20 protein-coding genes and 1 tRNA gene are annotated in these 24978 nt (G+C 67.4%); 11 read left to right on the top strand and 10 right to left on the bottom strand.

The window, feature by feature from the left end; translation table 11 throughout:
• Positions 1-16: 16 nt before the first annotated feature.
• The 4 genes from ABMA10_RS17195 to ABMA10_RS17180 all read left to right on the top strand — a co-directional run bounded on the left by ABMA10_RS17195 (position 17) and on the right by ABMA10_RS17180 (position 4401).
• Complete coding sequence (locus tag ABMA10_RS17195; RefSeq protein WP_347868124.1) at positions 17-739, top strand: SGNH/GDSL hydrolase family protein; 723 nt, start codon at positions 17-19, stop codon at positions 737-739.
• Positions 740-896: 157 nt separating this feature from the next.
• The gene (gene mqo / locus ABMA10_RS17190; protein ID WP_414693653.1) at positions 897-2321 is read left to right on the top strand and encodes a malate dehydrogenase (quinone); all 1425 of its coding nucleotides are present in this window, start codon (positions 897-899) and stop codon (positions 2319-2321) included.
• Between the two features lie 125 nt (positions 2322-2446).
• Entirely contained in the window at positions 2447-3094 is a 648-nt protein-coding gene (locus ABMA10_RS17185) for a thymidine kinase (protein ID WP_347868122.1), read from the top strand.
• Positions 3091-4401, top strand: coding sequence for a UDP-glucose dehydrogenase family protein (locus ABMA10_RS17180; protein ID WP_347868121.1), 1311 nt, complete (start codon positions 3091-3093; stop codon positions 4399-4401). The genes ABMA10_RS17185 and ABMA10_RS17180 overlap by 4 nt, the downstream gene beginning before the upstream one ends.
• On the opposite strand, the gene ABMA10_RS17175 is transcribed toward ABMA10_RS17180, so the two are convergent.
• Positions 4377-4883 (bottom strand): VanZ family protein, encoded by a 507-nt coding sequence (locus tag ABMA10_RS17175; RefSeq protein ID WP_431030725.1) that lies wholly within the window; start codon positions 4881-4883, stop codon positions 4377-4379. The genes ABMA10_RS17180 and ABMA10_RS17175 overlap by 25 nt on opposite strands.
• A 117-nt stretch (positions 4884-5000) precedes the next feature.
• Here ABMA10_RS17175 and ABMA10_RS17170 point away from each other — a divergent pair, with 117 nt between their 5' ends.
• The 4 genes from ABMA10_RS17170 (at position 5001) to ABMA10_RS17155 (ending at position 8477) form a co-directional block, all read left to right on the top strand.
• Positions 5001-6800, top strand: a complete 1800-nt coding sequence (locus ABMA10_RS17170; protein WP_431030724.1) for a DUF4012 domain-containing protein — start codon at positions 5001-5003, stop codon at positions 6798-6800.
• Positions 6801-6920: 120 nt separating this feature from the next.
• Positions 6921-7466, top strand: coding sequence for a hypothetical protein (locus tag ABMA10_RS17165; protein ID WP_347868118.1), 546 nt, complete (start codon positions 6921-6923; stop codon positions 7464-7466).
• Between the two features lie 265 nt (positions 7467-7731).
• Positions 7732-8268: a hypothetical protein gene (locus ABMA10_RS17160; protein WP_347868117.1), complete on the top strand. Its 537-nt coding sequence runs from the start codon at positions 7732-7734 to the stop codon at positions 8266-8268.
• A gap of 135 nt (positions 8269-8403) precedes the next feature.
• A tRNA-Pro gene (locus ABMA10_RS17155) sits at positions 8404-8477 on the top strand.
• A 166-nt stretch (positions 8478-8643) separates the two neighbouring features.
• Here the strand turns inward: ABMA10_RS17155 and ABMA10_RS17150 are convergent.
• The 3 genes from ABMA10_RS17150 to ABMA10_RS17140 all read right to left on the bottom strand — a co-directional run bounded on the left by ABMA10_RS17150 (position 8644) and on the right by ABMA10_RS17140 (position 14812).
• On the bottom strand, positions 8644-9618 hold the full coding sequence (locus tag ABMA10_RS17150) for a metallophosphoesterase (RefSeq protein WP_347868116.1): 975 nt from the start codon (positions 9616-9618) through the stop codon (positions 8644-8646).
• Between the two features lie 149 nt (positions 9619-9767).
• Positions 9768-12320, bottom strand: a complete 2553-nt coding sequence (locus ABMA10_RS17145) for a transglycosylase domain-containing protein (protein WP_431030723.1) — start codon at positions 12318-12320, stop codon at positions 9768-9770.
• Between the two features lie 131 nt (positions 12321-12451).
• Positions 12452-14812, bottom strand: coding sequence for a transglycosylase domain-containing protein (locus tag ABMA10_RS17140; RefSeq protein WP_347868114.1), 2361 nt, complete (start codon positions 14810-14812; stop codon positions 12452-12454).
• A gap of 108 nt (positions 14813-14920) precedes the next feature.
• Here ABMA10_RS17140 and ABMA10_RS17135 point away from each other — a divergent pair, with 108 nt between their 5' ends.
• Positions 14921-15079: a hypothetical protein gene (locus tag ABMA10_RS17135; RefSeq protein WP_347868113.1), complete on the top strand. Its 159-nt coding sequence runs from the start codon at positions 14921-14923 to the stop codon at positions 15077-15079.
• Between the two features lie 24 nt (positions 15080-15103).
• On the top strand, positions 15104-15574 hold the full coding sequence (locus tag ABMA10_RS17130) for a RidA family protein (protein WP_347868112.1): 471 nt from the start codon (positions 15104-15106) through the stop codon (positions 15572-15574).
• A 57-nt stretch (positions 15575-15631) separates the two neighbouring features.
• Here the strand turns inward: ABMA10_RS17130 and ABMA10_RS17125 are convergent, their stop codons facing one another.
• The 6 genes from ABMA10_RS17125 to ABMA10_RS17100 all read right to left on the bottom strand — a co-directional run bounded on the left by ABMA10_RS17125 (position 15632) and on the right by ABMA10_RS17100 (position 23689).
• On the bottom strand, positions 15632-16855 hold the full coding sequence (locus ABMA10_RS17125) for an IS30 family transposase (protein ID WP_431030722.1): 1224 nt from the start codon (positions 16853-16855) through the stop codon (positions 15632-15634).
• A complete protein-coding gene (locus tag ABMA10_RS17120) occupies positions 16800-17597 on the bottom strand; it encodes an endonuclease domain-containing protein (protein WP_431030721.1) in 798 nt (265 codons plus the stop codon). Before ABMA10_RS17120 ends, ABMA10_RS17125 begins: the two co-directional genes overlap by 56 nt.
• Before the next feature lie 336 nt (positions 17598-17933).
• Complete coding sequence (acs, locus tag ABMA10_RS17115) at positions 17934-19925, bottom strand: acetate--CoA ligase (RefSeq protein WP_347867340.1); 1992 nt, start codon at positions 19923-19925, stop codon at positions 17934-17936.
• 433 nt (positions 19926-20358) lie between these two features.
• Positions 20359-21297 carry a ribokinase gene (locus ABMA10_RS17110; RefSeq protein WP_347867341.1) on the bottom strand — a complete coding sequence of 313 codons (939 nt, stop codon included), beginning with the start codon at positions 21295-21297 and terminating at the stop codon, positions 20359-20361.
• 11 nt (positions 21298-21308) lie between these two features.
• Positions 21309-22745, bottom strand: a complete 1437-nt coding sequence (locus ABMA10_RS17105) for an MFS transporter (RefSeq protein WP_414693626.1) — start codon at positions 22743-22745, stop codon at positions 21309-21311.
• A complete protein-coding gene (locus tag ABMA10_RS17100) occupies positions 22742-23689 on the bottom strand; it encodes a nucleoside hydrolase (RefSeq protein ID WP_347867342.1) in 948 nt (315 codons plus the stop codon). Before ABMA10_RS17100 ends, ABMA10_RS17105 begins: the two co-directional genes overlap by 4 nt.
• 150 nt (positions 23690-23839) lie before the next feature.
• Here ABMA10_RS17100 and ABMA10_RS17095 point away from each other — a divergent pair, with 150 nt between their 5' ends.
• The gene (locus tag ABMA10_RS17095) at positions 23840-24925 is read left to right on the top strand and encodes a LacI family DNA-binding transcriptional regulator (protein ID WP_347867343.1); all 1086 of its coding nucleotides are present in this window, start codon (positions 23840-23842) and stop codon (positions 24923-24925) included.
• Positions 24926-24978 lie beyond the last annotated feature (53 nt).

Raw genomic sequence — 24978 nt, 5'->3', positions numbered from 1 at the left:
AACGACAGAGAGCGACATGGTACGCCCGCGTCTGCGCAAGCGGTGGTTCGCCGCGTTCATCGCGGCAGCCGTCGCGGTCACGGCCGTCGTCGCGGTGAGTGGTCTGCGTGCGGACGTGCAGCAGACGACGGTGGCCCGGGCCGATGCCGGGACCGAGGTTGCCGTCGGCCCGCTGGTCGCGTTCTACGGCGACTCGTACACGAAGGGTTCGGCCGCTTCAGCTCCGACCGCCCGATGGTCGTCCCTCGTCGCGAAGGCGGAGGGCTGGACGGAGTACAACGCCGGCTATCCGGGCCTCGGCTTCGTCCGCAAGCGAGACCAGGTCGGTGACGTCGCGGCAGACGTGATCGCCCAGCATCCCGAGGTGCTCATCGTGGCGCTCGGCATCAACGACAACTTCGAGTGGACGGGCAACGAGCAGGCGATCCACGACGCGATCCTGCCCGAGTTCCAGCGCCTGCGCGACGAGCTGCCCGGAACGCGCATCATCGTGGTCGAGCCCTGGTGGTTCACGGCTGAGCGCCCCGCCTCGGTCGACCAGATCATCGCCTGGGTGCACGACGCAGCCGACACGATCGACGCCGACTACATCTCGGGGGCCTCGCACTGGCTGGAAGAGGACCCGGCGGCGTGGATCTCGGCGGACGGCCTGCATCCCAGCGACGCCGGTTACGCGCACCTCGCGCAGCGCATGCTGGAGGAGCTCGACGCGCTCTCACCCACGTTGCCCCGTTCCTGATCCGACAGGTCGGCTTCCGCGACGAACTGTCTCGACATCGAGCGATCGGTCACCCGCAGATCAGCGGAAGCCCGGGGATGGGGAGCTTGCCGCGAGGCGCGACTAGACTGCTCTGGTGACCGAAACCATCGACGTAGCCCTCATCGGTGGCGGCATCATGAGCGCCACGCTCGCCGCCCTCATCCACCAGGTGCAGCCTGACTGGAAGGTGGAGGTGTACGAGCGCCTGAGTGACCTCGCTCTCGAGAGCTCCAACCCGTGGAACAACGCCGGGACGGGGCACGCTGCGCTCTGCGAGCTGAACTACATGCCGCAGGATGCGAACGGTCAGGTCGACCCTGCGAAGGCCATCGGCATCAACGAGCAGTTCCAGTTGAGCCGTCAGTTCTGGTCGCACCTTGTCGAGGAGGGTCTGATCGGCGAGCCCGACACCTTCATCAACGCGACGCCGCACATGACCTTCGTCCGTGGCGACAAGGACGTCGAGTACCTCCGCAAGCGCTACGAGGCGCTCAAGGACCAGCCGTTGTTCGCGGGTATCGAGTTCTCCGAGGACCCGGCGGTCATCGCCGAGTGGGCACCGCTCCTCATCAACCGCCGCGCAGTGGGGGAGCGCATCGCCGCGACGCGGATCACCGGCGGCACCGACGTCGACTTCGGTTCGCTCACCCACAAGCTGTTCGCTGCCGCACCGTCGGCCCACGTGCGGACGAACCACGAGGTCCGTTCGCTCAAGCGCCTGAAGGACGGCACGTGGCGCATCCGCGGGCGCCAGACCCTCGGACGCTCTCCGATGGAGATCAACGCGAGGTTCGTCTTCGTGGGCGCAGGCGGCTGGGCGCTGAAGCTGTTGCAGAAGTCCGGCATCCCCGAGATCAAGGGGTACGGCGTCTTCCCGATCGGCGGTCAGTTCCTCCGCACCGACAACCCCGACGTCGTCGCGAAGCATCAGGCCAAGGTGTACAGCCAGGCATCTGTCGGTGCACCGCCGATGTCGGTCCCGCACCTCGACACCCGCGTCGTCGACGGCAAGGCCAGCCTGCTGTTCGGTCCGTACGCGACGTTCTCGCCGAAGTTCATGAAGCACGGCTCCATGCTCGACATCGTCACGCAGGTCCGGCCCGGCAACCTGGTGCCGATGCTCGCCGTCGCGAAGGACAACCCGAGCCTCATCACCTACCTCGTCGGTCAGCTCATGCAGTCGCGCAAGCAGAAGATGGACAGCCTGCGCGAGTTCCTGCCGACCGCGAAGGACAAGGACTGGTACCTCATCGAGGCCGGCCAGCGTGCCCAGGTCATGAAGAAGGACAAGGACAAGGGTGGCGTGCTGCAGTTCGGCACCGAGGTCATCACGGGTGCTGACGGCACGATCGCCGGCCTCCTCGGCGCGTCGCCGGGTGCCTCGACGGCTGTGCCGATCATGCTCGGCCTCCTCCGGAGGTGCTTCCCGACGAAGATCGACGAGTGGGAGCCGAAGCTCCGCGAGATGATCCCGACCTACGGCAAGACGCTGAACGACGCTCCGTCGAAGGCAGCCGAGGTCCTCGAGGACACGGCTGAGGCGCTGAAGATCTCGCAGTAGCCCGATTCGCTCGCCCGGTTTCCGGTAAGCGACCGCTGGTTATCCCCGAACGGGGGCGAACAGCGGGACGCATGCGCCCGAGTCACGATGCGACAGCTGCGGTGCAGGAACCCTAAGCTTGCCTCGTGGCGAAACTGTACTTCCGATACGGGGCGATGAACTCCGGTAAGAGCACTGCGCTGCTCCAAGCGGCGTTCAACTACGAGGAGCGCGGTCACCGTGTGCTCCTTGCGAAGCCCGCGCTCGACACGAAGGGTGACGCGGCGATCGTCAGTCGCCTCGGCGTGACGCGCGACGCCGACTTCCTGCTCGGACCCGACGACAGCGCTGCGATCGTGTTCGCAGAGCACCGTCGACGCGTGGCACAGGAGACGGGCGAGGACGTCAGCTGCCTGCTCGTCGATGAGGCGCAGTTCCTCGACGGCGCCCAGGTGGACGATCTGCTCCGCATCGCCCTGTTGGAAGGCATCCCGGTACTGGCCTACGGGATCCGCACCGATTTCCAGACGGCGGCCTTCCCCGGCAGCCGACGCCTCCTGGAGGTCGCGCACAGTCTCGAAGAGCTGAAGACGATCTGCCGTTGCGGGCGCAAAGCGATCTTCAACGGTCGGCTGTTCGACGGGGTCTTCGTCTTCGACGGCGACCAGGTCGCGATCGACGGCACCACGGTCACCTACGAGTCCCTCTGCGGCGTCTGCTACCTGCAGGAGTCCGGCGGGCGCCTGTCGAGCACCATCCCAGACATCCGTCCCAACAGCGAGGAAACCGCATGAAACTCTCCGTCATCGGCTGCGGCTACCTGGGGGCCGTTCACGCTGCCGCCATGGCGTCGATCGGCCACGAGGTCATCGGCATCGACGTCGACCCCGCCAAGATCGAGTCGCTGTCCGCCGGGCGCGCGCCGTTCTTCGAGCCCGGTCTGCCGGACCTGCTGCTGGCGGGCGTCGAGTCCGGCCGTCTGCGCTTCAGCGCGGACATGGCCGAGGCTGCCGGCGCGACGATGCACTTCATCGCCGTCGGCACCCCGCAGAAGGCTGGCTCGAACGCCGCCGATCTCCGCTTCGTCGATGCGGCCGTGACAGCGTTGCTGCCGTACCTGTCGAAGGGCGACGTCGTCGTCGGGAAGTCGACCGTCCCGGTCGGGACCGCGGCACGCCTTGCGGAACTCGTCGCGTCGACGGGCGCGGTGCTCGCCTGGAACCCGGAGTTCCTCCGCGAGGGCTTCGCCGTCCAGGACACCATCGCCCCGGACCGTCTGGTCTACGGCTTGCCACCGGCCCCTGAGGACGCTGCGATCGCACGCGCGGCGTTCGACGAGGTCTATGCCGCAGCGCTCGCCACCGGGACGCCCCTCGTCGCGACCGGCTATGCCACCGCCGAGCTCGTGAAGGTCGCCGCGAACGCGTTCCTCGCCACGAAGATCTCGTTCATCAACGCGATGGCGGAGATCGCCGAGGTCACCGACGCTGATGTGACCGAGCTTGCCGACGCGATCGGGTACGACGCCCGGATCGGACGCCGCTTCCTGAACGCCGGGGTGGGCTTCGGCGGTGGCTGCCTCCCGAAGGACATCCGCGCGTTCACCGCTCGGGCCGAGGAACTGGGACGAGGCGAGTCGGTCGCCTTCCTCAAGGAGGTCGACGCCATCAACCTGCGTCGCCGTCAGCGGGTCGTGGATCTCGTCGTCGAGGAACTCGGCGGGAGCGCGTACCAGAAGCGCGTCGCCGTGCTCGGGCTCGCGTTCAAGCCCGACAGCGACGATGTCCGTGACTCTCCCGCCCTCGACGTCGCGGTGGGACTCAACGGTCTCGGTGCGCACGTGCTCGCCTACGATCCGGAAGCGGTCGCCAACGCACGCCGCCTCCACCCGCAGCTGCTGTTCGCGGACTCCGTTCAGCAGGCCGTCGCCGACGCCGACATCGTCGTGGTGGTGACGGAGTGGAAGGAGTTCCGAGCCCTCGACCCGGGCGCGATCGGTGAGCTGGTCGCCGGGCGCATCGTGGTCGATGGGCGCAACTGCCTCGATGTCGACGCGTGGCGGGGTGCCGGCTGGCGTTATGTGGGGCTCGGGCGTCCGTAGCGCAGGACGAGCAGCCTGACGACGAGCACCACGGTCGCGCCGAATAGGCCGCCCGCGGCGTTCGCGTAGACGTCGGCGATCGTCGCGACGCGTTCCGGAAGCAACGTCTGTCCGAGTTCGATCGCGACCGAGAAGACCGTGGTGGCGAGCGGGGCGATCCACCAGGACCGCAGGGGGAGTTCGAGGGCGAGGAGCGCCCCGAGGGGGATGAACAGGACGACGTTGGCCGCGGATTCGACGAAGCGGTAGTCGAACCACCTGGGGGCGCCTGCGTCCTGCAGACGATCGATGACGGCCAGGAGGGCGACCCGTCCGCCCGCGTCGACGGGTGTCGGCCAGAACGCGATACCGAGCATGACCGCGAGGCAGACCGCCAGCATGACCCCGATGATGATTCGGGATGCGCGGGTCATCGGCGGGTTGGCTCCAGGGTCGTCACGGGGGTGTTCAAGCGCCGACGGCGCCTCGTCATCGTACGGCATCGGCGGTGCTCAGCCCCGATCCCGGACCCATCGCACACCCCCGAAAGGGGGCGTGCATCGGCCCTCGGCGCCCGTCATGTGGCGGCTAGGATGTGCCTACCCGAACAAGGAGCACTCTTGGCTGACCCACGCCCGGTGACGGCCGGCATCCGCACGACCGGTCGTCGGAGACCTCGACTCCGCTGGGTCGTCCTCGCGGTCGTCGTCATCCTCGTCGCCATCGGCGCGTGGCTCGGCATCCGGGCGTACCTCGCCAAGAACGCGCTCGAAGCGGCGCAGGCGGACGCGAAGGTCCTGCAGTCGGCGGTGCTCGCCGGCGACGCGACCCACACCGATGCCACGCAGCGTTCCCTCGCCGCCCACACCGCGAGCGCCGTGTCGCTGACCGGCGACCCGGTCTGGCGTGCCGCCGAGTTCGTGCCGTTTCTCGGAGTCAACCTCACCGCCGTGCGAGAGGCCGCCGCCGCGACGAACGACGTCGCCGTCGACGTCGTTCCGAAGGTCGTCGAGATCGCCGGTCAGATCAATCTCTCCTCGCTCCTGCCCGGTGACGGATCGATCGCGACAGAGCCCCTCCGTGCAGCCGCCCCGACCATCACCGACGCGTCCGTCGCCGCGACAGCGATCGCCGAGCGTGTCGACGCCATCGGGACCGGCGGCGCGCTGCCGGTCGTCGCGGATGCGGTCGAGAAGCTCAAGCGGACGGTGACCTCGACGAGCCAACTGCTCGACACCGCCGCGAGGGCGACGGCTCTCCTGCCGGACATGGCGGGTGGTGCAGGGCCACGCAATGTGATGGTGATGATCCAGAACAACGCCGAGGTCCGGACGAGCGGCGGTATCGCTGGGGCTGTGGCGCTCATCCATGCTGAGAACGGCGTCATCAGCTTCGGCGGCACGCGCAGCAGCGACGACTTCACCGGCTTCCCGGTACCGGTGCTGCCGTTGACCCCGTTTGAGCAGAACGTGTACACCGACAATCTCGGCACCTACATCCAGGACACGAACCTGACCGTCGACTTCGCGCGGACGGGAGAACTGGCCGCCGCGATGGGCACCCAGGTCTTCGGTGTCCCGATCGACACCGTCGTCGCGATCGACCCCTACGTCCTCGCGCATCTGCTGCAGGCCACAGGACCGGTCGACCTCCCCGACGGCACCCAGCTGACGGCCGACAACGCCGTCCAGACGCTGCTGAGCGACGTGTACGCCCGCTATCCCGACCGCAAGGATCAGGACCCGTTCTTCGCAGCGGTGTCGGGAGCCGTCTTCGAAGGGATGACCACGCGCGCACCGAAGCCGGCCGCCCTCGTCGACGCCCTGTCGGCATCGGGGGCGGAGAACCGACTCCACGTGTGGAGTGCGCACGAGTCCGAACAGCAGCTCATCGCCCAGACGACCCTCGCCGGGATCCCACCGGCCACCGACGACGAGGCGGTGTACACGGGCGTCTACCTCGAAGACCTCACGCGCGCGAAGATGGACTACTACCTGGACACGAAGGTGGAGCTGCGGGACGCACGGTGCACGAAGGACGGCGCCGAATACGTCGTCGTCGTCACGCTGACCTCCACAGCCCCGGTGGATGCGGCCACGTCGTTGCCCGACTACGTGACGGCCGGTGGTCGCTTCGGCACCGCTCCTGGGAACATCGCGACTCGGGTCGTCGTCCACGGACCGCTCGGCGCAGCGCTCCTCGGAGCCTCTGACGGCTCGGACCTCGCGGTCAAGGCGGTGACCGATCCGACGGGTCGTCTCTACGCGCAGACCGACGTGACCCTCGAACCGGGGCAGACCTCCGAACTCGTCTTCACCGTCCTCGCACCGAAAGCCACCGAAGTACCCCCAAAGCTGGTCACAACCCCCGGAATCATAGGGAAAACGACGATTTCTTCCTTCCCTCTGTGCGGGTCCTGACGTAGCATGACAACACCTCAGGAAGCCACGCACCCGAATTCGTGACCCTCGAGGCCCTCGGCGGACGCCCACCCGAAATCGGCGATCGCAGGGGTATTCATCGTTCCTTGGGGAAACAACATGAAACGCACCCTAGCCCTGGCATCGCTGTGCCTCCTCGCAGTGTTCGCCGTCCCGACAGCAGCCAATGCTGCGACCGATTCCGAGACCTACGGCCCTGCCGGCTGCGCGTCGATGACGCCGGTGGCCGTCACGCAGGGCGAATCCGCCGTCTTCAGCTGCGATGGCACCTTCGACCCCGGTACCCCGGTCACCGTCACGGTCGCAGGCCCCGGCTGCAGCATTCCGGTCGCCGAACCGACGACCGCGAGTGAGACCGCGCAGGCTGCCCAGCAGAGCGCTACTCGCACCTCCGCGACCTTCACCACCGACGCGGCCCGTGCCTTCTCCGTCACCATCGACACGAGCAAGACCGAGTCCGGCACCTGCACGGTGACCGCCGCACAGGGAGCGCAGAGCGAGAGCGCGTCGTTCCAGGTCTCCGAGCGCGAGTTCGCCTCGACCGGCTTCGACGGAGGAGCCCTGCCCTGGATCGGTGGAGGACTCCTCGTCGCCGGTATCGCCGCGTTCGCGGCCGTCGGCATCCGCCGCCGTCACGCTGCCTGAGCGCGACCACGACTCGCGGTCACCGGTGACAGCCGGTGACCGCGTCCCTGCGGGACAGCGCTGAGTCCTCCTGGACAAGGACTTGGCGTTGTCCTCATCCCTCGTGCCGCCGGCGTACCCCCAAAGGTGGTCACATCCGCATGATTCCGGGGTTTTCACCCCTGGGGAGACTGGTGTTCTGCCCTAGCATGATCACGGCCATGGAGGCTGCGAGCGACCCGAGCTCGGCTCCGGGCCCTCTGTCCATTCTTCTTAGGGGTCTGCCATGAAACGAACTCTCTCCGCCGCCGCACTCGTCCTCCTCGCCGTCGTCGCACTGCCGACCGCCGCCAACGCCGCGGGCAGTGAGACCTACGGCCCGGGCAGCTGCAACTCCATCACGCCCGCGAGCGTCGCCCGTGGAGCCTCGGTCACCTACTCGTGCTCGGACTTCTGGGCCGCAGGTGAGCGTGTCTCCATCACCATCGCATCCGAGTCGGCTGACGCCTCGACACGGACGCTCTCGACCGTCGCGAACGATGCCGGCGACATCGAGGTCTCGATCGACACCGAGTCCGACCCGGCAGGCACCTACACGCTGACGGCCACCCAGGGAGCCGTCTCCGACTCGTCAGACTTCACCGTGCTGGACCCGGCCGACGCTGCTGCTGCAGCCTCGGCGTCCGACCCGGCCGCCGGTGGTAAGGCGCTCGCGGACACCGGTTTCTCCGGCGCGACGCTGCCCTGGCTCGCCGGCGGACTCGTCGTCGTCGGTGCGGCAGCACTCGGCACCGTCGTGGCCCGTCGCCGCCAGCAGGCCTGAGACCACCGCTCGGCCGGGCGGCAATGGCGCCGCCCGGCCGATCCGGTCTCGACAGACGTCAGGGATCGGCCGATTCATCGAAGTGGCGAACAGTCGCTGAAAAATCGGCTATCCTAGACAAGGCCTTCGGGCCATCGGGGTGTGGCGCAGTTTGGTAGCGCGCTTCGTTCGGGACGAAGAGGTCGTGGGTTCAAATCCCGCTACCCCGACAGAAAAGCCCGGTCAGACAAGAGATTGTCCGGCCGGGCTTCACTGTTTCTCGGGCCCTTCGACAAGCTCAGGGACCGGACGCGGCGCCTCACGCTCGACGACCGGACGCGGCGCCGTCCCGCTCACTGAGCATGTCGAAGTGTTCTCGAACCGAGCCGCGGGACCTCAGACGGCGGAGCGACGAGGCAGGAACGTCACGAGGGTGGCTTCCGGACGGCACGCGAACCGCACCGGGGCGTAGATCGACGTGCCGAGTCCGGCGGAGACGTTCAGATACGCGGAGCGCAACGCATGCCGCCACACGCTCAGCCCCTTCACCTGCTTGCGGGGGATGTCGCAGTTGGTGACCAGAGCCCCGAACCCCGGTACGCACACCTGGCCGCCGTGTGTGTGCCCGGCGAAGATGAACTGGGCACCCTGGGTCACGAACGCGTCCAGCACACGGCGGTAGGGTGCGTGCATGACGCCGACCGTGACGGTGTGGGCCAGTGAGGCGTCGTCGGTCTCGAGCGTCTCCGCGTCCAGGCGCTCGTCGATGAGTGCGGTGAGCGTGTCGAGGCGGTCGAAGTGTTTGTGCGGGTCGTCGACTCCGAACAGGTCGAGGCGGGTGCCGCGGACGGTGATCTCACCCACCGCGTTGTTGAGGTCGAGCCAGCCGAGCTCGTCCGTGAAGAAGCGTTCCAATCCTGCGGTGTCGAGTGTGGTCGGTGCCACATGCTTCGAGGAGGTCTGGATGAAGTACTTCAGCGGGTTCTTGAAGCTCGGGCCGAAGTAGTCGTTCGAGCCGTGCACGAATGCACCAGGAATGCCTGCGAAGACGGAGAGGCCGGCGCGGATGCCGTCGATGCCGGCCTCGTGACCGAGGTTGTCGCCGGTGTTGATGACGACGTCCGGCTGCAGAGCGGCGAGCGAGCGCAACCATGCCTGCTTACGACGCTGCCATGGCGCCATGTGGAGGTCGGAGATGTGCAGGACGGTGATGGGCTGCGCGTCCGGTGGGAGGACGGGAGCCGTCACCCTGCGGAGTGTGAAGGCGTTCCGTTCGATGAGCGAGGCGTACGCGAACGTGAGTGCCCCGAGCCCTGCGATCGCCGCTGCTGCAGTACCGAGCGTGCCGCCAGTGCTCATCCGTGCCGTCATCGAGTGCCCTCCTCCGTGGCCGAGCGGGTTCCGGCCATCTCCCGAGCGTACCCGGTGGGTCCTCCGAAGACCCTCGGAAGGCCCCGTAGGGAGCAACGACGCGGGGCCCGGTCGAGAACGACCGGGCCCCGCATGATGGCGTCAGGACGTCAACAGCTGGTCTTCGAGACCGTCACCGTGATCTTGCCGTCCTTCTTCGCCTGCGTGCCCGCCGGGGGATCGACGCCGGTCACCTTCGGAGCTGTCGCCGCAGGATCGACGACGCACTTCTGGCCGACGTTCGGGAATCCTGCACCCTGGATGGCCGCCTTCGCATCCTCGTAGGAGGCTGCCCCACTCACGTCGGGGACGACGCCCAGCAGGCCGTTGCTCGTGTAGACGGTGACGACCGAGCCCTTCGGGACGGTACCGGACGGGTTCGTGCTGGCGGCCTGCCCGGCGGGCAGCGCGGAGTCGCCCGCTCCACCGTTCTCGAAGCCGAAGCCGGCGTCCTCGATCAGCTTCTGGGCCTCCTCGATCGACTTTCCGGCGACGTCGGGCACCTGGACGGACTGGCCGTTGATGAGTGAGGGATCGGGGTCGCCGAAGGCCGAACCGCCGAACTTGGCGTTCGCGGTCGCCATGATGCGTGGCCAGATCTTGTGGCGGATCGTGGCCACCTGTCCGGCGTCGAAGTAGGTCTGACGGAGGTTGACGTGGCCGGTCGCGTTGAAGACGCCGACAATGGTCGCCGCCTGCGTGCTCGAACCGCTCATCCAGGTGGCTTCGTTGTTATCGGTGGTGCCCGTCTTCCCGATGAGTGGGATGCCGTCGCCGACGCGGGAGGAGCTCGTCGTTCCGCCGTTGAAGGTCGCCTGCAGCGCGACGTTCGCCGTTGAGGCGACGTTCGCCTCGAGGCCCTGTCGGCAGTTCGCGGACGGAACCGGGATCTCGGAGCCGTCAGGCTTCACGACCCGGTCGATCGCGATCGGGTCGCAGGTGATGCCGCCGGAGGCGAACGTCGCGAAGGCGGTCGCCATGCTGAGCGGGGCGACCTCGTTGGTGCCGAGGACCGTCGCGGGGGACTGCAGGAGCGGACCGCCGTCTGCACGGTGCACGCCCATGGACTCAGCGGTCTTGCGGATGCCGCAGAGGTCGAGCTGCTTCGACATGGCGATGAAGCCCGTGTTGATCGATGCTTTCGTGGACTGCAGCGCCGTGTAGAACCCGCCGTTGCCGCCTTCATCGTTGCCCGGGTTCCAGTCGGAACCGGCGTAGACGGTACCTCCGTCGGCACAGGAGTCCTTGAAGGTGCCCCATGGCGAACGCTTCCGTCCGTCGACGCCCTCGTTCAGACCGTGCCCCTCCTTCAGCCATTCGGCCAGGGTGAAGGTCTTATACGTCGATCCAGGCTGGAAGCCGCTCGAACCGCCGTACTCGTAGTCGGTGTTGTAGTTCAGGCCACTCCAGTTCGCGCCGGTCGCGGCGACCTCCGGGTCCGTCGTGTAGTCCTTGTTCTGCGCCATCGCGAGGATGCGCCCGGTGTTCGGCGCGACGGTCACGGCGACGGCCCCGATGTCGAGCTGGTCGCTCGAGTGCGGGATGTAGTCGTCGAGCGCGGTCTGTGCTGCGTACTGCACATCGAGGTCGAGCGTGGTGAACACGCTGTATCCACCTCGGTTGAAGGCCGCCCAGCGCTCGTCCTCGGTCTCCCCGAAGATCGGGTTGTTCTGGAAGACACGCGTCACGTAGTCGCAGAAGAAGCCGGACCCCGGGCTGACGTTGACGGCCGTCTGGCAGCCGGTGCTCGAGGGGGTGATCGTCGGGGTGATCGCGGTGGCGATCGCAACGTCGTACTGCTCCTGCGTGATCTTGCCCTCCTTGATCATCTGATCGAGGACGTAGTTCCGGCGATCGAGGGTCAGGGCGTAGCCGTTCGCGGCGCCGTTCGTCTCGCTCTCAGGGCGGTCGAGGCGCAGCGTCTCCGGGTTGTTGACGATTGCCATGAGGGCGGCCGACTGCTCCAGGTTGAGGTTCGCGGCCGAGGTGGCGAAGTAGTAGTTCGCGGCGGCCTCGATGCCGTACGTACGGCCGCCGAATCCGGCGATGTTCAGATAGCCGCGGAGGATGTCCTGCTTGCCGTAGCGCTTCTCGAGGCCGATGGCCATGCGCATCTCCTTGAGCTTGCGCTCCGGAGTGGTCTTCGTGGCCTCTTCATACGCGGCCTGCATCTTGGCCTCGTCGGTGATGGCCTCGGCCTTCTGCACGAGCACGTTCTTCACGTACTGCTGCGTGATCGACGAGCCACCCTGCAGATCGCGACCGGTCGCGCTGATCGCCACGGCTCGGATGGTACCCGTGAGGTCGACGCCGCCGTGCTCATAGAAGCGCGGGTCCTCAGCCGAGACCGCCGCATCCTTCACGAACTGGTTGATCTGATCCCACGAGACCTCGATGCGGTTCTGCGTGTAGAAGGACGCGAGCAGCTGCGGGGTTCCGGCACTGTCGGTCGCGTAGATGTTGGACTTCTGAGCCAGCTCATCGAGGGCCAGGTAGTCGGGCAGATCGTCGAACACGTTGATCGTGCTGTTGGTCGCGATGCCGGTGACGGCGAGCGCTGGCGTGACGGTGGCAGTGACGAGCACACCGGCAGCGACGCTCAAACCGAGGAAGCCGAGAAAGCCACCGAGCACACCTGTGGCCGTGCGATGTTGTTGAGGCATGGATCGATGCTAAGCGACATTCCTGAAAAAGGCCCGCTCAGCAGCGCGTTGACATCCGATCGTTGTCGATCCGCGGGTCGGCAGGAGCCGGATATCCCGCGGATCGACGCCGATCCGGGCGACGGACCCGGCTAACCCGTCCCGCCGTTCCCGTTCCCGGAATTCCCGCCGGAGCCGTTGCCGTTGCCCGTCCCGTTGCCGTTGTCGCCGGTTCCGGGATCGTTGCCCGTGCCGTCGCCGGTGTCGCCACCGTCGCCGGGGGTCTGCGTCGGAGCCTCACTCGGCACCTGCGTGGGCTCGGGCGTCGGTGTGGGGGTCGACGACGAGTCCTCGTCGCTTCCGCCGCTCCCGTCGCCCTGGAGCGTCGCCCGGTCCGCCTCGGGGAAGTCTCCGCCCGGGTACTTCGCGAGCGCTGCCGTCATGATCTGCGGCCAGATGTAGTGGCGCATCGACGCGACCTGGGTTCCGTCGATGTAGGTGTTCCGCAGGTTCACGTGGCCGGAGACGTTGAAGGTGCCGACGACCGTCGCGACGGTGGTGCTCGCGCCGCTCATCCAGGTGGCCTCGGCATCGTCCGTGGTGCCGGTCTTGCCGATCAGTTCACCGACGCCGTCGGTCCGAGCACCTGACGCGGAGGCCGTGCCGCCCGACACGACGCCCTGGAGCACGTCGTCGACCGCCGCGGCGACCTTGGGGTCGACGGACTGCCGGCAGTTCGCGGACGGGACGTCTGCGGCCGAGCCGTCCGGCTTCGTGATGGAGTCGATCGCGATCGGATCGCACGTCAGGCCGCCCGAGGCGAGGGTCGCGAACGCCGTCGCCATGCTGAGCGGCGCGACCTCGTTCGTCCCGAGCACGGTCGCGGGGGAGTTGGCGAGCGGATCGCCGTCTGCACGGTGGACACCCATCGACTCGGCGGTCTTGCTGATGTCGCAGAGGTCGAGCTGCTGTGCCATCGCCACGAACGCGGTGTTGATCGACTGTTGCGTCGCGCGTCGCACGGTGTAAGAGCCGGACTCGCCCTCGTCGTTCTGCGGGTTCCAGCCCGCGTCCGCCGTCTCGGTGCCGCCGTCCACGCAGCTGTTGGTGAACGTCCCCCAGTTCGATCTGCGGTTCGCGTTGATCGACTCGTTGACGCCCTTGCCGGACTTCAGCCAGTCGGTGAGGGTGAAGATCTTGTAGGTCGAGCCCGGCTGGAACCCTCCTGATCCTCCGTACGCCTGATCGGTGTTGTAGTTGATGGCGCTGTAGTTCCCGCCGGTCGCGATGACGTCAGGATCCTGCGAATAGTCCTTGTTCTGTGCCATCGCGAGGATGCGGCCCGAACCCGGCTGCACGCTCACCGACACCGCTCCCAGATCGAGTTCGGTGGTCGTTTTCGGGACGTACTCGTCGATCGTGGCCTGCGACGCTCCCTGGAGGTCGAGGTCGAGGGTCGTGAACACGCTGTAGCCGCCGCGCTTGAAGTTCGTCCAGCGCTCCTCCTGCGTGGAGCCGAAGATCTCGTTGTTCTGGAGCACCTGCGTGACGTAGTCGCAGAAGTAGGCGGCGGAGGCAGCGGCCGTGCACCCCGTCACGGGAGGGACGATCGTCGGCGTGATCGGGATGGCCACGGAAGCGTCGTACTGCTCCTGGGTGATCTTCTCCTCGGCGAGCATCTGCTTCAGCACATAGTCGCGCCGGGTCTGCGTGAGCGCGTAGCCGTTCGCGGCACCGTTGTCCTCGCTGTCGGGCTTGTCGATGCGGAGGTTCTCCGGGTTGTTCACGATCGCGATGAGCGTCGCGGCCTGCTCCAGGGTCAGGTTCGCAGCGGTCGTGTTGAAGTAGTAGTTTGACGCGGCCTCGATGCCGTACACCCGCCCGCCGAAGCCGGCGATGTTCAGATACCCGCGGAGGATGTCCTCCTTGCCGTACGTCTTCTCCAGGCCGATCGCGAGGCGCATCTCCTTGAGCTTGCGCTCGGGGGTCGTCGCGGTCGCCTCCTCATACGCGGCCTTGCTCTCCTTGGCGTCGGGAATCGCCTCAGCCTTCTGCACGAGCACGTTCTTGACGTACTGCTGCGTGATGGACGAGCCACCCTGTGTCGAGCCGCCGGCGGCATTGTTCACGACAGCGCGGACGGTTCCGGCGAGATCGATGCCGCCGTGCTCGAAGAACCGCGGATCCTCGGCCGAGACCGCCCCGTCCTTCGCGAACTGCGAGATCTGGTCCCAGCTGTCCTCGATGCGGTTCTGGTCGTAGAAGGACGCGAGCAGGACGGGGTTCCCCGCCCCGTCCTTCGCGTAGATGCTGGACTTCTGGGCGAGCGAGTCGAGCTGGAGGTAGTCGGGCAGGCCGTCGAAGACGGAGATGCTCGTCGAGGTCGCGAGACCGGTCATCGCGATGGCGGGCGTCACCGCGGCGGTCGCGAGCACACCGGCGGCAACGCTCAGGCCGACGAAGCCGAGGAGGCCCTGGGCGACCGTCTTCGCGGAGGTTCGAGGTTCAGGCATAGGATCGACGGTAAGCGGGGAAACTGTGAGCGAGCTTCACTTGGCGCTCACCATGAACTTCCCCTGCGCATCCGCCTCCCTGTGCGGAGCGCCCGATCGAGGAGAGACATGACCCGCTGGGAGTACCTCACCACGCCGCTGATGATCCACAACACGGCGGCAATCCTGAACAACTGGGGCGGGGAGGGCTGGGAACTCGTCCAGGTCGTCACCGGGCCGGAGGGCGGGCTCGTCGCCTACCTCAAGCGTCCCATCGCCGATTCCTGATCCAGACCAAGCCCGGAGGAACCCATGACCCAGATCGCTGCTCGTCTCGCTGAACTCGGCATCACCCTGCCCACTGTCGTCCCGCCGGTCGCGGCCTATGTGCCGGCCGTCGTCTCCGGCGACCACGTGTACACCTCGGGTCAGCTGCCCATGGTGGAGGGCAAACTGCCGGCGACAGGCAAGGTCGGTGCCAGCGACGGGCTCATCTCCGCCGAGGACGCGAAGGGGTACGCCCGCACCTGCGCGCTCAACGCGCTCGCCGCGGTGGAGAGCAAGATCGGTTCGCTCGACCGCGTCACCCGCATCGTCAAGGTCGTCGGCTTCGTCGCTTCCGACCCGGCCTTCACGGGCCAGCCGGGCGTCATCAACGGCGCCTCCGAGGTCCTCGGCGAGATCTTCGGGGACCTCGGCGTGCACGCCCGTTCAGCCGTCGGCGTCGCAGTGCTCCCGCTCGACTCGCCCGTCGAGGTCGAGCTCATCGTCGAATTCGCGTAACCCACCAGCGCGACAGCAGGAGATCCGCGCCGCAGCAGGACGAAAGCTCAGGCGGATTCAGGCGGTCAGTGCAACACCATTGGCTGGTGGGTTCGAGAGTAGTTGGTCGAGGGCTTCTTTTGGAGTTGCCCAGTGCAGGGTTTTCCGCGGCCGTTCGTTGAGTTCGTTGGCGACGAAGTCGAGGTAGTCGCGGTGGTAGCCGGAGAGGTCGGTGCCTTTCGGGAAGTACTGCCGCAGGAGCCCGTTCGTGTTCTCGTTGCGCCCTCGCTGCCAAGGCGAGTGTGGGTCGCAGAAATAGACGCCCATCTCTAGCGCTGCGGTGATGTTCCGGTGGCCGGCGAGCTCGGATCCTTGGTCCCAGGTGAGGGTTTTGCGGAGGAAATGCGGGAGTTTGCGCATCTGCTCGATCATCGCTCCCTGAACCTCGATCGCGCCGTGTCGATCTGGCAGATGCAGCAGCATCACGAACCGTGTGCTCCGCTCGACAAGGGTCCCGATCGCGGAACCGTTGTCCTTACCGACGATCAGATCACCCTCCCAATGACCCGGGACTGCCCGGTCCTCGACCTCCGCGGGGCGCTCGCTGATCATGACCATGTCCGGGATGCGTTTGCCACGGCTCGTCGCGCGTCGGGCTGGTTTGCGCAGCGCCCGACCGGTTCGCAAGCAGTCCGTGAGCTCGCGTCTGAGCGCTCCGCGGCCCTGGACATACAACGATTGGTAGATCGTCTCGTGGGACACGCGCATCTCCGCCTCGTCAGGGAAGTCCAACGGCAATCGTCGCATGATCTGTTCCGGACTGAGCTTGCGCAACAGTCCCGCCTGGACCGCATCACGCAGCCGATCGTTCAGAGCGAGTTTCGAGGGCTTCGGACGAGCCAACCGCTGATCAGCTCGACGCTGGGCAAGCGATGGCGAATACCGCCACGGGACGGTCACCGGGCGTCCGAGCTTGGACCGGGACCGGTACTGCTGACGATCAAGATTGCGACGGAGCTCTCGCAACACGGTCGACGGGCTGCGCCCGATCGACGCCGCGATCGCGCGGATCGATCGCCCTTGACTGATCCCGGCATGGATCTGCTCACGCTCGCTGATACTCAAGAAACGACCTGACGGCGGAAACAACGACAATGGCACCATCCCGCCAGCATTCCGGAACCACACGTCACCCTGCTGAGACGAAATCCCAGCAGCCTTCGCCGCATCCACAGTCGTCGCTCCGTCACGAATCCTCGACCAGAACACTCGCTGCACCACACGGGCCATCAGAACCGTCATCAACACTCCAAAACATCAGGATGTTGCACTGATCCCTAGAACCCAAGTCACGTTTTCTCCTGCTCCGGCGCGGATCTCCTGCGTTCACCGGTGGCGGCCTTGCGCGACAGCATCGGTGATCTCCCGTTCGACGAGCGCAGTCGTGCATGATCTGGCGATAGCTGAACCGGAGCACGGTCCAACCTGCCAAGAGCAGACGGCGATCCTGGGCGAGGTCGCGATTGCGCTGTGCTGCATCTTGGTGTGGCGAGTGCCCGTCGAATTGGAGAACGAGGCGTTCGCCGATCAGCCCGTCCACTCGATGTCCGTCGAGGATCACCTGTTGTTGCATGTGAATGCCGATTCGAGCAAGGCGTACCCGCGGGAGCGATTCGATGCCCGAGTCGGAGAGTTCGCTCGCGCGATCCACCACCTGACGGAACCGGCGGGACCGCAGGGGCATCAACCGGAGGCGCGCGAGGTCGGCATGACCGATCCGGATCGCGGACTCGAACACCGCCAGTGCCCGTTCGAACGGTTGGCACTCCGCGATGTGGACCAACGCGTTCACCGGCGGCTGGACCAGCGTCCTGGTGGAGACCGGCGACGGCGTCGCGCTCCAATGAAGTCGCACCCCGGATTCGGCCGCAGCGGAGGCCGTCGGCGCGACCGAGAGATGGACGAAGCCGTCGGAGATGTTCCACCAGCCGCGGCGGCCGGCCACCGTCAGGCAGCTCAGTCTGCCACCACGGGTCGCAGCCATCAGCAGCTGCGGATCACACGCCTCTGTCCTCAGCCAGTTCCTCCGGATCACGCGGAGCTGGCGTGCGCGGACGGCCTGCTCGATGCTGTTCCGGGTTGCTCCGGCATCGATCGCATCGATCGCATAGAGTCGATGCGCGATTCCGTTCCGTTCGTCGATCCACGCGGTGAGGTCCATCCCTCCAGCGTGTCGGTTCGCCCAGCTCGTGCGCGGGGGTGAGGTTTCATCTGTGGAAACTGATTCACCATGGGGAGAACAGGAGGTCCGCCCCACAGCAGGACACAAGCTCACGCTTTCTCCTGCTGCGGGGCGGATCTCCTGCTGCGGCGCGCAGCGCTACGTGTTCTTGACCATCTTGTCGGTGATGATCTGCATGACCGTGGTGTCGGCGAGGGTGGTGGTGTCGCCGACCTCGCGCCCCTCGGCCACGTCGCGTAGGAGGCGACGCATGATCTTGCCGGACCGGGTCTTGGGCAGCTCGTTCACGATGTAGACCTCGCGAGGGCGTGCGATCGGGCCGATCTGCTCCCCGACCCATGCCCGCAGCGCGCCGGTGATGTCCGCGAGGCCCGAAGCCTGCTCGAGGTGCGACTCCTTGATGATGACGAACGCCACGACGGCCTGACCCGTGGTCTCATCGGCCGCGCCGACGACCGCCGACTCCGCCACCATCTCGTTCGAGACGAGTGCCGACTCGATCTCCGCGGTCGACAGGCGGTGGCCCGAGACGTTCATGACGTCGTCGACGCGGCCGAGCAGCCAGACGTCGCGGTCGGAGTCGAGTCGCGCGCCGTCGCCGGCGAAGTAGAAGGGGCCACCCGGGACGTCCCAGAACTTCTCCCAGTACGTCTCCTTGAAGCGCTCAGGATCGCCCCAGATGCCGCGCAGCATCGACGGCCACGGTTCGGTCACGACGAGCAGTCCGCCACCGCCGGCGCCGACGGCCTCACCCGCATCGTCGACGACGTCGATCGTGATGCCGGGGATCGGCACCTGGGCGCTGCCGGGCTTCGTCGATGTGACCCCGGGGAGCGCTGAGACCATGATCGCGCCGGTCTCCGTCTGCCACCAGGTGTCGACGATCGGGGCGAGCTTGTTCCCGATGATCTTCCGATACCACATCCACGCCTCGGGGTTGATGGGTTCGCCGACCGAGCCGAGCAGGCGGAGCGAGGAGAGGTTGAACTGCTTCGGGATCTTGCGGCCGAGCTTCATGAAGGAGCGGATCGCGGTCGGCGCCGTGTAGAAGATGCTGACGCCGTACTTCTCGATGATCTCCCACCAGCGGCCGGGGTGCGGAGCGTCCGGTGTGCCCTCGTAGAGCACCTGGGTCGCCCCGTTCGCAAGCGGGCCGTAGGTGACGTAGCTGTGGCCCGTGATCCAGCCGATGTCGGCCGTGCACCAGTAGACGTCGGTCTCGGGGTGCAGGTCGAAGACGTTCTTGTGCGTGAACGCCGTCTGCGTCAGGTACCCGCCGGAGGTGTGCAGGATGCCCTTCGGCTTCCCGGTCGTGCCCGAGGTGTACAGGATGAAGAGCGGGTGCTCTGCTGGGAAGGGCTGCGCCTCGTGCTCGGATGACGCAGCCGCGACGGCCTCGTGCCACCAGAGGTCGCGGCCCTCTTTCCACTCGATCTCGTTCTCGCCGCGGCGCACCACGAGCACGTGGTCGACGGTCGCCTGCGCGGCGAGCTCTCCGCGGCTGGCGAGGGCTGCGTCCACCGCAGGCTTCAGCGCGGACACCTTGCCCTTGCGGTAGCCGCCGTCCGCCGTGATGACGAGCTTCGCCTCGGCGTCGTCGATGCGGGAGCGCAGGCTGTCGGCGCTGAAGCCACCGAACACGACCGAGTGGACGGCTCCGATGCGCGCCACGGCGAGCATGGAGACGATGGCCTCGGGGATCATCGGGAGGTAGATGGCGACCCGGTCGCCGGCCTCGACGCCGAGGCTTGTGAACAGGTTCGCGGCCCGCTTGACCTCTTCGGTCAGCTCCGCGTAGGTGACGGAACGGGAATCGCCCGGCTCGCCCTCCCAGTGCAGCGCGACGCGGTCGCCGTTGCCGGCTTCGACGTGACGGTCGAGGCAGTTGTATGCGACATTGAGCTCGCCGTCCTCGAACCAGGTGGCGAACGGCGGGTTCGTCCAGTCGAGCGTCTTCGTGAAGGGCGTGCTCCAGTCCAGGAGGTCGCGGGCCTGCTCGGCCCAGAACCCGACACGGTCGGCCGCTGCCTGCTCGTACAGCTCGGCGTTCGCGACCGCCTGCGCGGCGAACTCCTCCGACGGTGGGAAACGTCGGTCCTCGTGCAGCAGGCTGTCGATCTGAGTGCTCATCGTGTGTCTCTCGCTCCTTTGCGAATCCGCGGTCCTGGTCCGATCGCCCGAAACCGGGCGGAGTCCGTGCCAAGCACGAGCGTAGCGCGTTCTGTGTTGCAGGTTTGTCACCCCTCCGTACAAACTGGGTCGGCGTGAAGCTGGGAGCGCCCTGGGGATGGTAGGGAAACCACTCGATCTGGGGGCAGTTCTCATGTTGCAATCGGTGTCGACTGGCGTACACTTGCATTCGGCCGAATACACATTCGTGCGTGCGGTGCCAGTGATTCCCCCCAATCCGGCACCGCAGAGGCGGCACCCATTCCCCCAATGGGTGCCGCCTTCATCTGTCTCCGGCACACGCCGTCGCAGGCACGCCGGAAGCGAGCGTGCAGAACGCCCGCAACCCCTGTCATCGGGGGTCACGGGCGTTCGATCGTGCAGTGCTCTGCCGCTAGGCGGCGCTGACCGGATGTCCTTCGAGGAAGGCCTCGAGCTGCGCGCGGTCCGGGTAGGACGCCTGCGCGCCGGCTCCCGTCGCGGCGTAGCTGCCCACGGTCGAGGCGAAGCGTGCGGCGTCCACCAGGGCGTCGCCCGCCGCGAGCCGCAGGGCGAGCGAGCCCATGAATGCGTCGCCGCATCCGGTGGTGTCGACCGCGTCGACCTTCGGCGACGGTACAGCGACGACCGGTGCGTCACCGTCGAGCACGACACTGCCGGCGGCACCGGTCGTGATGACCGCGCGGTCGACGCCGCGAACGCGAAGAGCCGATGCGGTCGCCTCCCAGCCGGACTGCTCGGGGTCGACGCCGGAGAGGTCGGCGGCCTCGTGCTCGTTGACGAGGAGCACACCGGTCATCCTGAGCAGTTCGTCCGGTACCTCTCCATACGGCGAGAGGTTGAGGAGGACGAGTGCTCCGGCGTCGGACCCGCGCTGCGCCGCGTCGAGCACGGTGTCGATGGGCACCTCCAGACAGAGGCAGAGCACACCGGCGTCATCGAGGGCGTTCCAGGCGTCGCCGATGCGTTCCGTGGTGAGCGTGCCGTTGGCGCCGGGCGAGACGATGATCGTGTTCTCGCCCGCGTCATCGACCGTGATCACCGCGGTGCCGGTCGCGACGTCGGTGCGCGTGGCGACGTGCGTCACGTCGACCCCTGCGTCCGACAGCGACCCGAGCAGCAGTCCGCCGTTCGCATCGTCGCCGACCGCGCCGACCATGGTGACGTCGCCGTCGAGACGCCCGGCGGCGACCGCCTGGTTCGCCCCTTTGCCGCCGGGGATCACGACGAGCTCGGACCCGGTGAGGGTCTCTCCCGGTTGCGGGAAGCGCGCCGTGCGGACGACGAGGTCGGCGTTCAACGATCCGACGACGACGATGCGTGAGCTCTGCATGACGACCTTCCTTATGCTGCGGCGACCGCGTCGGCCGACTGAACCTCGGCGCTCGCGGGCTTCGGGATGAGGAACGAGATCGCGAGCGCGACGGCCGTGATGCCCGCGCCCACCAGCATGGCACTCGTGTATCCGTTCGTTGAGGTGCCACCCGCGGGGGAGACCGCGATCTGCACTGCCGGAAGGACCACGAAGCTGAGACCGGCGCCGAGGTTGAACGCACCCGCGTTCAGCCCCGGGAGGAAGCCGGGGTTGTCTTTCGGCGACAGCACGATGCCGAGGCCGTTCAGCATGATGTTGCCGATACCTGCATACGTCGCGCCGATGAGCACGGTGGTCGCGATGAGGACCGGCAGCGAGTGCACGCCGACGAGCGCCATGACGACGATCGAGACGATGGATCCGATCAGGCCGATCCGCAGCACGTTGAGGTAGCCGATCGTCGGAGCCAGGCGCCCGGCGAACGGACCGACGAGCCAGCCGACGAGGGCGTACGGGGTCAGGAAGGCGAGCGACGCGAGGTCCGCCTCCATGCTGAACCCGGCGTTCGCGTTCTGCGCGATCGAGGTCACGAGACCGTTGACGACGGCGAACACCCCGGTCATGGTGAGCAGCGTCGTGAGGAGGAGTGCCCAGGTGCTGCGCTGACGCAGGTACTTCGTCGCGACGAGGGGCTCCGCAACGCGGTTCTCGATGCTCCAGAAGATGCCGAAGGCGATGAGGGCCACGAGGATGAACCCGCCGACGAGCAGCCAGTTCGCGCCGGCGAGCTTGCCCGCCTCGTTGAAGGCCGTGAGAAGGGCCGCGATCGAGACGACGAGGGGGAGCACCCCCCACCAGTCCATCTTCGTGCCCTTGGACGGTTGCGAGTTCGCAGCCCACAGGACGACGAACACGATCGCGACGGCTGCGACGACAGCCATGGTCCAGAACACGGAGCGGAAGCCGTGGTTCGTGACGAGCCAGCCGCCCGCAAGTGCGTCGATGCCTGCGATACCGCCGTTGACCGCGGTGATCAGACCCATCATCGCGCCGTACCGCTTCGGGTCGGAGACCTCGGCACGCAGCATGAGCAGCGTGATCGGGACGACCGGCCCGGACACGCCCTGGATGATGCGACCGACGAACAGCATCTCGACGTTCACGGCGAGGGCCGCGACGACGGTGCCGACGAGCATGATCACGAGCATGCCGGTGAGGACGCGTTTGCGCCCGATGATGTCGCTGAGGCGCGGGAGGAAGACTGAGAACAGGGCTGCGGTCGTGAAGAACATCGTCTGCGACAGGCCGATGGTGGCGTCGTCGGTGTTCAGTTCACGGGCCATGCTGACGAGCGCGGGGCTCAGCATGCTGGCGTTCAGCTGGAAGGCGACGCACGCTGCGAGCAGCGCCGTCATGAGGGCGCCGATGCGGACGGCGGGCTTGGTCGAGCTCAGGAGATCGCTCACAGTTCGACCTCCCCGATGGTCTCGAGCGCGTCGGTCACGAGATTCCAGAAGCCTTCATGGTCGAGTTCGGTCGCGGCCCACGTGGTGCAGTCGGCCGGGGCCGGGCTGCGGAAGTCGGCGACGGTCATGCCGAGCGTGAGGGTGCCCGTGAGCTCGATGTCGATCGGGACCTTGACGGTCTTCACGATCGTCGGGTCGATGACGTAGGCGACGGCGCACGGGTCGTGGACCGGTGGGCTGTCGAAGCCCTGGGCGTCCTTGTAGGTGGTGCCGAAGAACTCGAGGAGCTCCCCGACGAAGCGTGCGGGACCGGTGCCGATCGCGGCGATGCGCTGAGCGACCTCCGGGGTCGCCAGCGCCTGGTGCGTGAGGTCGAGGCCGACCATCACGACGGGCCAGCTCTCGTTGAACACGATGTGCGCGGCCTCTGGATCGATCTTGATGTTGAACTCGGCCACGGCCGACCAGTTGCCGACGTGGTAGCCGCCGCCCATGAGGACGACCTCCTTGACCCGCTCCACGATGCGCGGCTCCTTGCGGGCCGCGAGGGCGATGTTCGTGAGACCGCCGGTGGGGACGAGGGTGATCTCGCCGGGCTCGTGCGACATGACGAGGTCGATGATCAGGTCGACGGCGTGGCGCGCATCGAGCTCGATCGCGGGCTCGGGAAGGACGGGGCCGTCCATGCCGGACTCGCCGTGGATGTCGGGGGCGTTCTCCAGCGGGCGGACCAGGGGGCGGTCGGCGCCTGCGGCGAAGGGCACGTCGGTGATTCCGGCGATGCGCGCGACAGCGAGGGCGTTCCTCGTGACCTTCGGGAGCGTCTGGTTGCCGACCACGGTCGTGACGGCGAGCAGCTCGATCTCCGGATTGCCGTGGGCGAGCAGGATGGCGATCGCGTCGTCGTGTCCTGGGTCGCAGTCGAGGATGATCTTGCGGGGCATGGTTCTCCACATCGTTGGGGTGGCGGGGGACGTTCGCCATCGCGCGTAAAGCGCTTCAGGTTCGCATGCAGCAGCATACGTCAAGCGCTTTAGGTTCGCTAATCGACGCTCCGTGCCGGGTCGCGGCGGCCGTCCCGATACGATCGACGGGTGCCAGAAGCGTCGAACGGGTCCAGTCCTCGCAGTGGCCGTCGCGTGACGGCCGCCATGGTCGCCGAACGCGCAGGGACCTCGCTCGCGACCGTCTCCCTCGTCGCGAACGGCAAGGATGCAGGGCACGTCTCGGCGCAGAACGCGGAGCGGGTCCGGCAGGCGATCGCCGATCTCGGCTACGTAGTCGACCACGCGGCGCGGGCGCTCGCGAGCGGTTCCAGCAACCTCGTCGTCTTCGTCACACCCGATGCGTCGAACCCGTACTTCGGCGCGGTGATCCGGGGCCTCCGGGCAGGTCTCGGCGACGCCTACCAACTGCTCGTCTCGGTCACGGGGGAGGGCGACGTGCCGACTGTGTCGGCGCTCAGCCGATTGGCCGCACTCCGGCCGGCAGGAGTCGTCGTCGACGCGCCGAGCGAGGCGTTCCTCGAAGAACTTCGCCTCGATGCCGCACTCGTCCTCCTGGATGCGCCCCGCCTCCCGATCAGCATGTCGGACGCGACGACGCGATCCGACGAACCCGCAACCCCGCGGCGCGCGGTGTCCGTCGACTTCGACCTGCTCGGCGGTGTTCGCGAGCTGCTCGACCACCTGCACGTCCTCGGGCATCGCCAGATCGGTTACCTCGGTGGACGGACGGCCACGGACACCTTCCTCCTGCGCCGCCTGCTCCTCGAGCGGGAAGCAGCGGTGCGCGGCATGCGGGTCCACTCGGACGATCGTGCGGAGAGCCTCATCGACATCGAGGCGGCCGCCGCGGCCTTCGTCGACAGCTGGCCCCGATGGCGCGACGTCGGCGTGACGGCGCTCGTGTGCGCGACCGACACCCATGCCTATGGTGTGCTGCAATCGGCGCGGATGATGGGGATGCCGGTGCCGGGCGAACTCGCTGTCGCCGGATTCGACGACCTCGCGTCGTCGGTCATCAGCGATCCGCCCCTCACGAGTGTGCGTCTGCCTGGCGAGGCGCTCGGCCGGGCAGGGGCTGCGCAGCTGCTGGCGCAGATCGAGGGCCGTGAGGTGCCGCCGGCGCCCGTCATCGGCGCCGACCTCATCGTCCGGGCGTCCACGATCGGTCGCTGACACTCGCTCGTCGGGCGACCCCGCTCGTCGGGCGACCCCGGTCACCGGGCGAT

The organism is Plantibacter sp. RU18, from assembly GCF_050613355.1.
GTDB lineage: Bacteria > Actinomycetota > Actinomycetes > Actinomycetales > Microbacteriaceae > Plantibacter.
Note: the sequence above shows the minus strand (reverse complement) of the source record. Positions and strands in the feature narration are given on the sequence as shown.

What these genes read in the sequence shown, in the direction of transcription:
- ABMA10_RS17150 (WP_347868116.1), bottom strand. Translation starts at nt 9,618, where the DNA reads ATGACGGCACGGATGAGCACTGGCGGCACGCTCGGTACTGCAGCAGCG.
- mqo (WP_414693653.1), top strand. Translation starts at nt 897, where the DNA reads ATGAGCGCCACGCTCGCCGCCCTCATCCACCAGGTGCAGCCTGACTGG.
- ABMA10_RS17195 (WP_347868124.1), top strand. Translation starts at nt 17, where the DNA reads ATGGTACGCCCGCGTCTGCGCAAGCGGTGGTTCGCCGCGTTCATCGCG.
- acs (WP_347867340.1), bottom strand. Translation starts at nt 19,925, where the DNA reads ATGAGCACTCAGATCGACAGCCTGCTGCACGAGGACCGACGTTTCCCA.
- ABMA10_RS17135 (WP_347868113.1), top strand. Translation starts at nt 14,921, where the DNA reads ATGACCCGCTGGGAGTACCTCACCACGCCGCTGATGATCCACAACACG.
- ABMA10_RS17110 (WP_347867341.1), bottom strand. Translation starts at nt 21,297, where the DNA reads ATGCAGAGCTCACGCATCGTCGTCGTCGGATCGTTGAACGCCGACCTC.
- ABMA10_RS17125 (WP_431030722.1), bottom strand. Translation starts at nt 16,855, where the DNA reads ATGACGGTTCTGATGGCCCGTGTGGTGCAGCGAGTGTTCTGGTCGAGG.
- ABMA10_RS17160 (WP_347868117.1), top strand. Translation starts at nt 7,732, where the DNA reads ATGAAACGAACTCTCTCCGCCGCCGCACTCGTCCTCCTCGCCGTCGTC.
- ABMA10_RS17130 (WP_347868112.1), top strand. Translation starts at nt 15,104, where the DNA reads ATGACCCAGATCGCTGCTCGTCTCGCTGAACTCGGCATCACCCTGCCC.
- ABMA10_RS17120 (WP_431030721.1), bottom strand. Translation starts at nt 17,597, where the DNA reads ATGGCTGCGACCCGTGGTGGCAGACTGAGCTGCCTGACGGTGGCCGGC.
- ABMA10_RS17100 (WP_347867342.1), bottom strand. Translation starts at nt 23,689, where the DNA reads ATGCCCCGCAAGATCATCCTCGACTGCGACCCAGGACACGACGACGCG.
- ABMA10_RS17140 (WP_347868114.1), bottom strand. Translation starts at nt 14,812, where the DNA reads ATGCCTGAACCTCGAACCTCCGCGAAGACGGTCGCCCAGGGCCTCCTC.
- ABMA10_RS17175 (WP_431030725.1), bottom strand. Translation starts at nt 4,883, where the DNA reads ATGCCGTACGATGACGAGGCGCCGTCGGCGCTTGAACACCCCCGTGAC.
- ABMA10_RS17145 (WP_431030723.1), bottom strand. Translation starts at nt 12,320, where the DNA reads ATGCCTCAACAACATCGCACGGCCACAGGTGTGCTCGGTGGCTTTCTC.
- ABMA10_RS17180 (WP_347868121.1), top strand. Translation starts at nt 3,091, where the DNA reads ATGAAACTCTCCGTCATCGGCTGCGGCTACCTGGGGGCCGTTCACGCT.
- ABMA10_RS17165 (WP_347868118.1), top strand. Translation starts at nt 6,921, where the DNA reads ATGAAACGCACCCTAGCCCTGGCATCGCTGTGCCTCCTCGCAGTGTTC.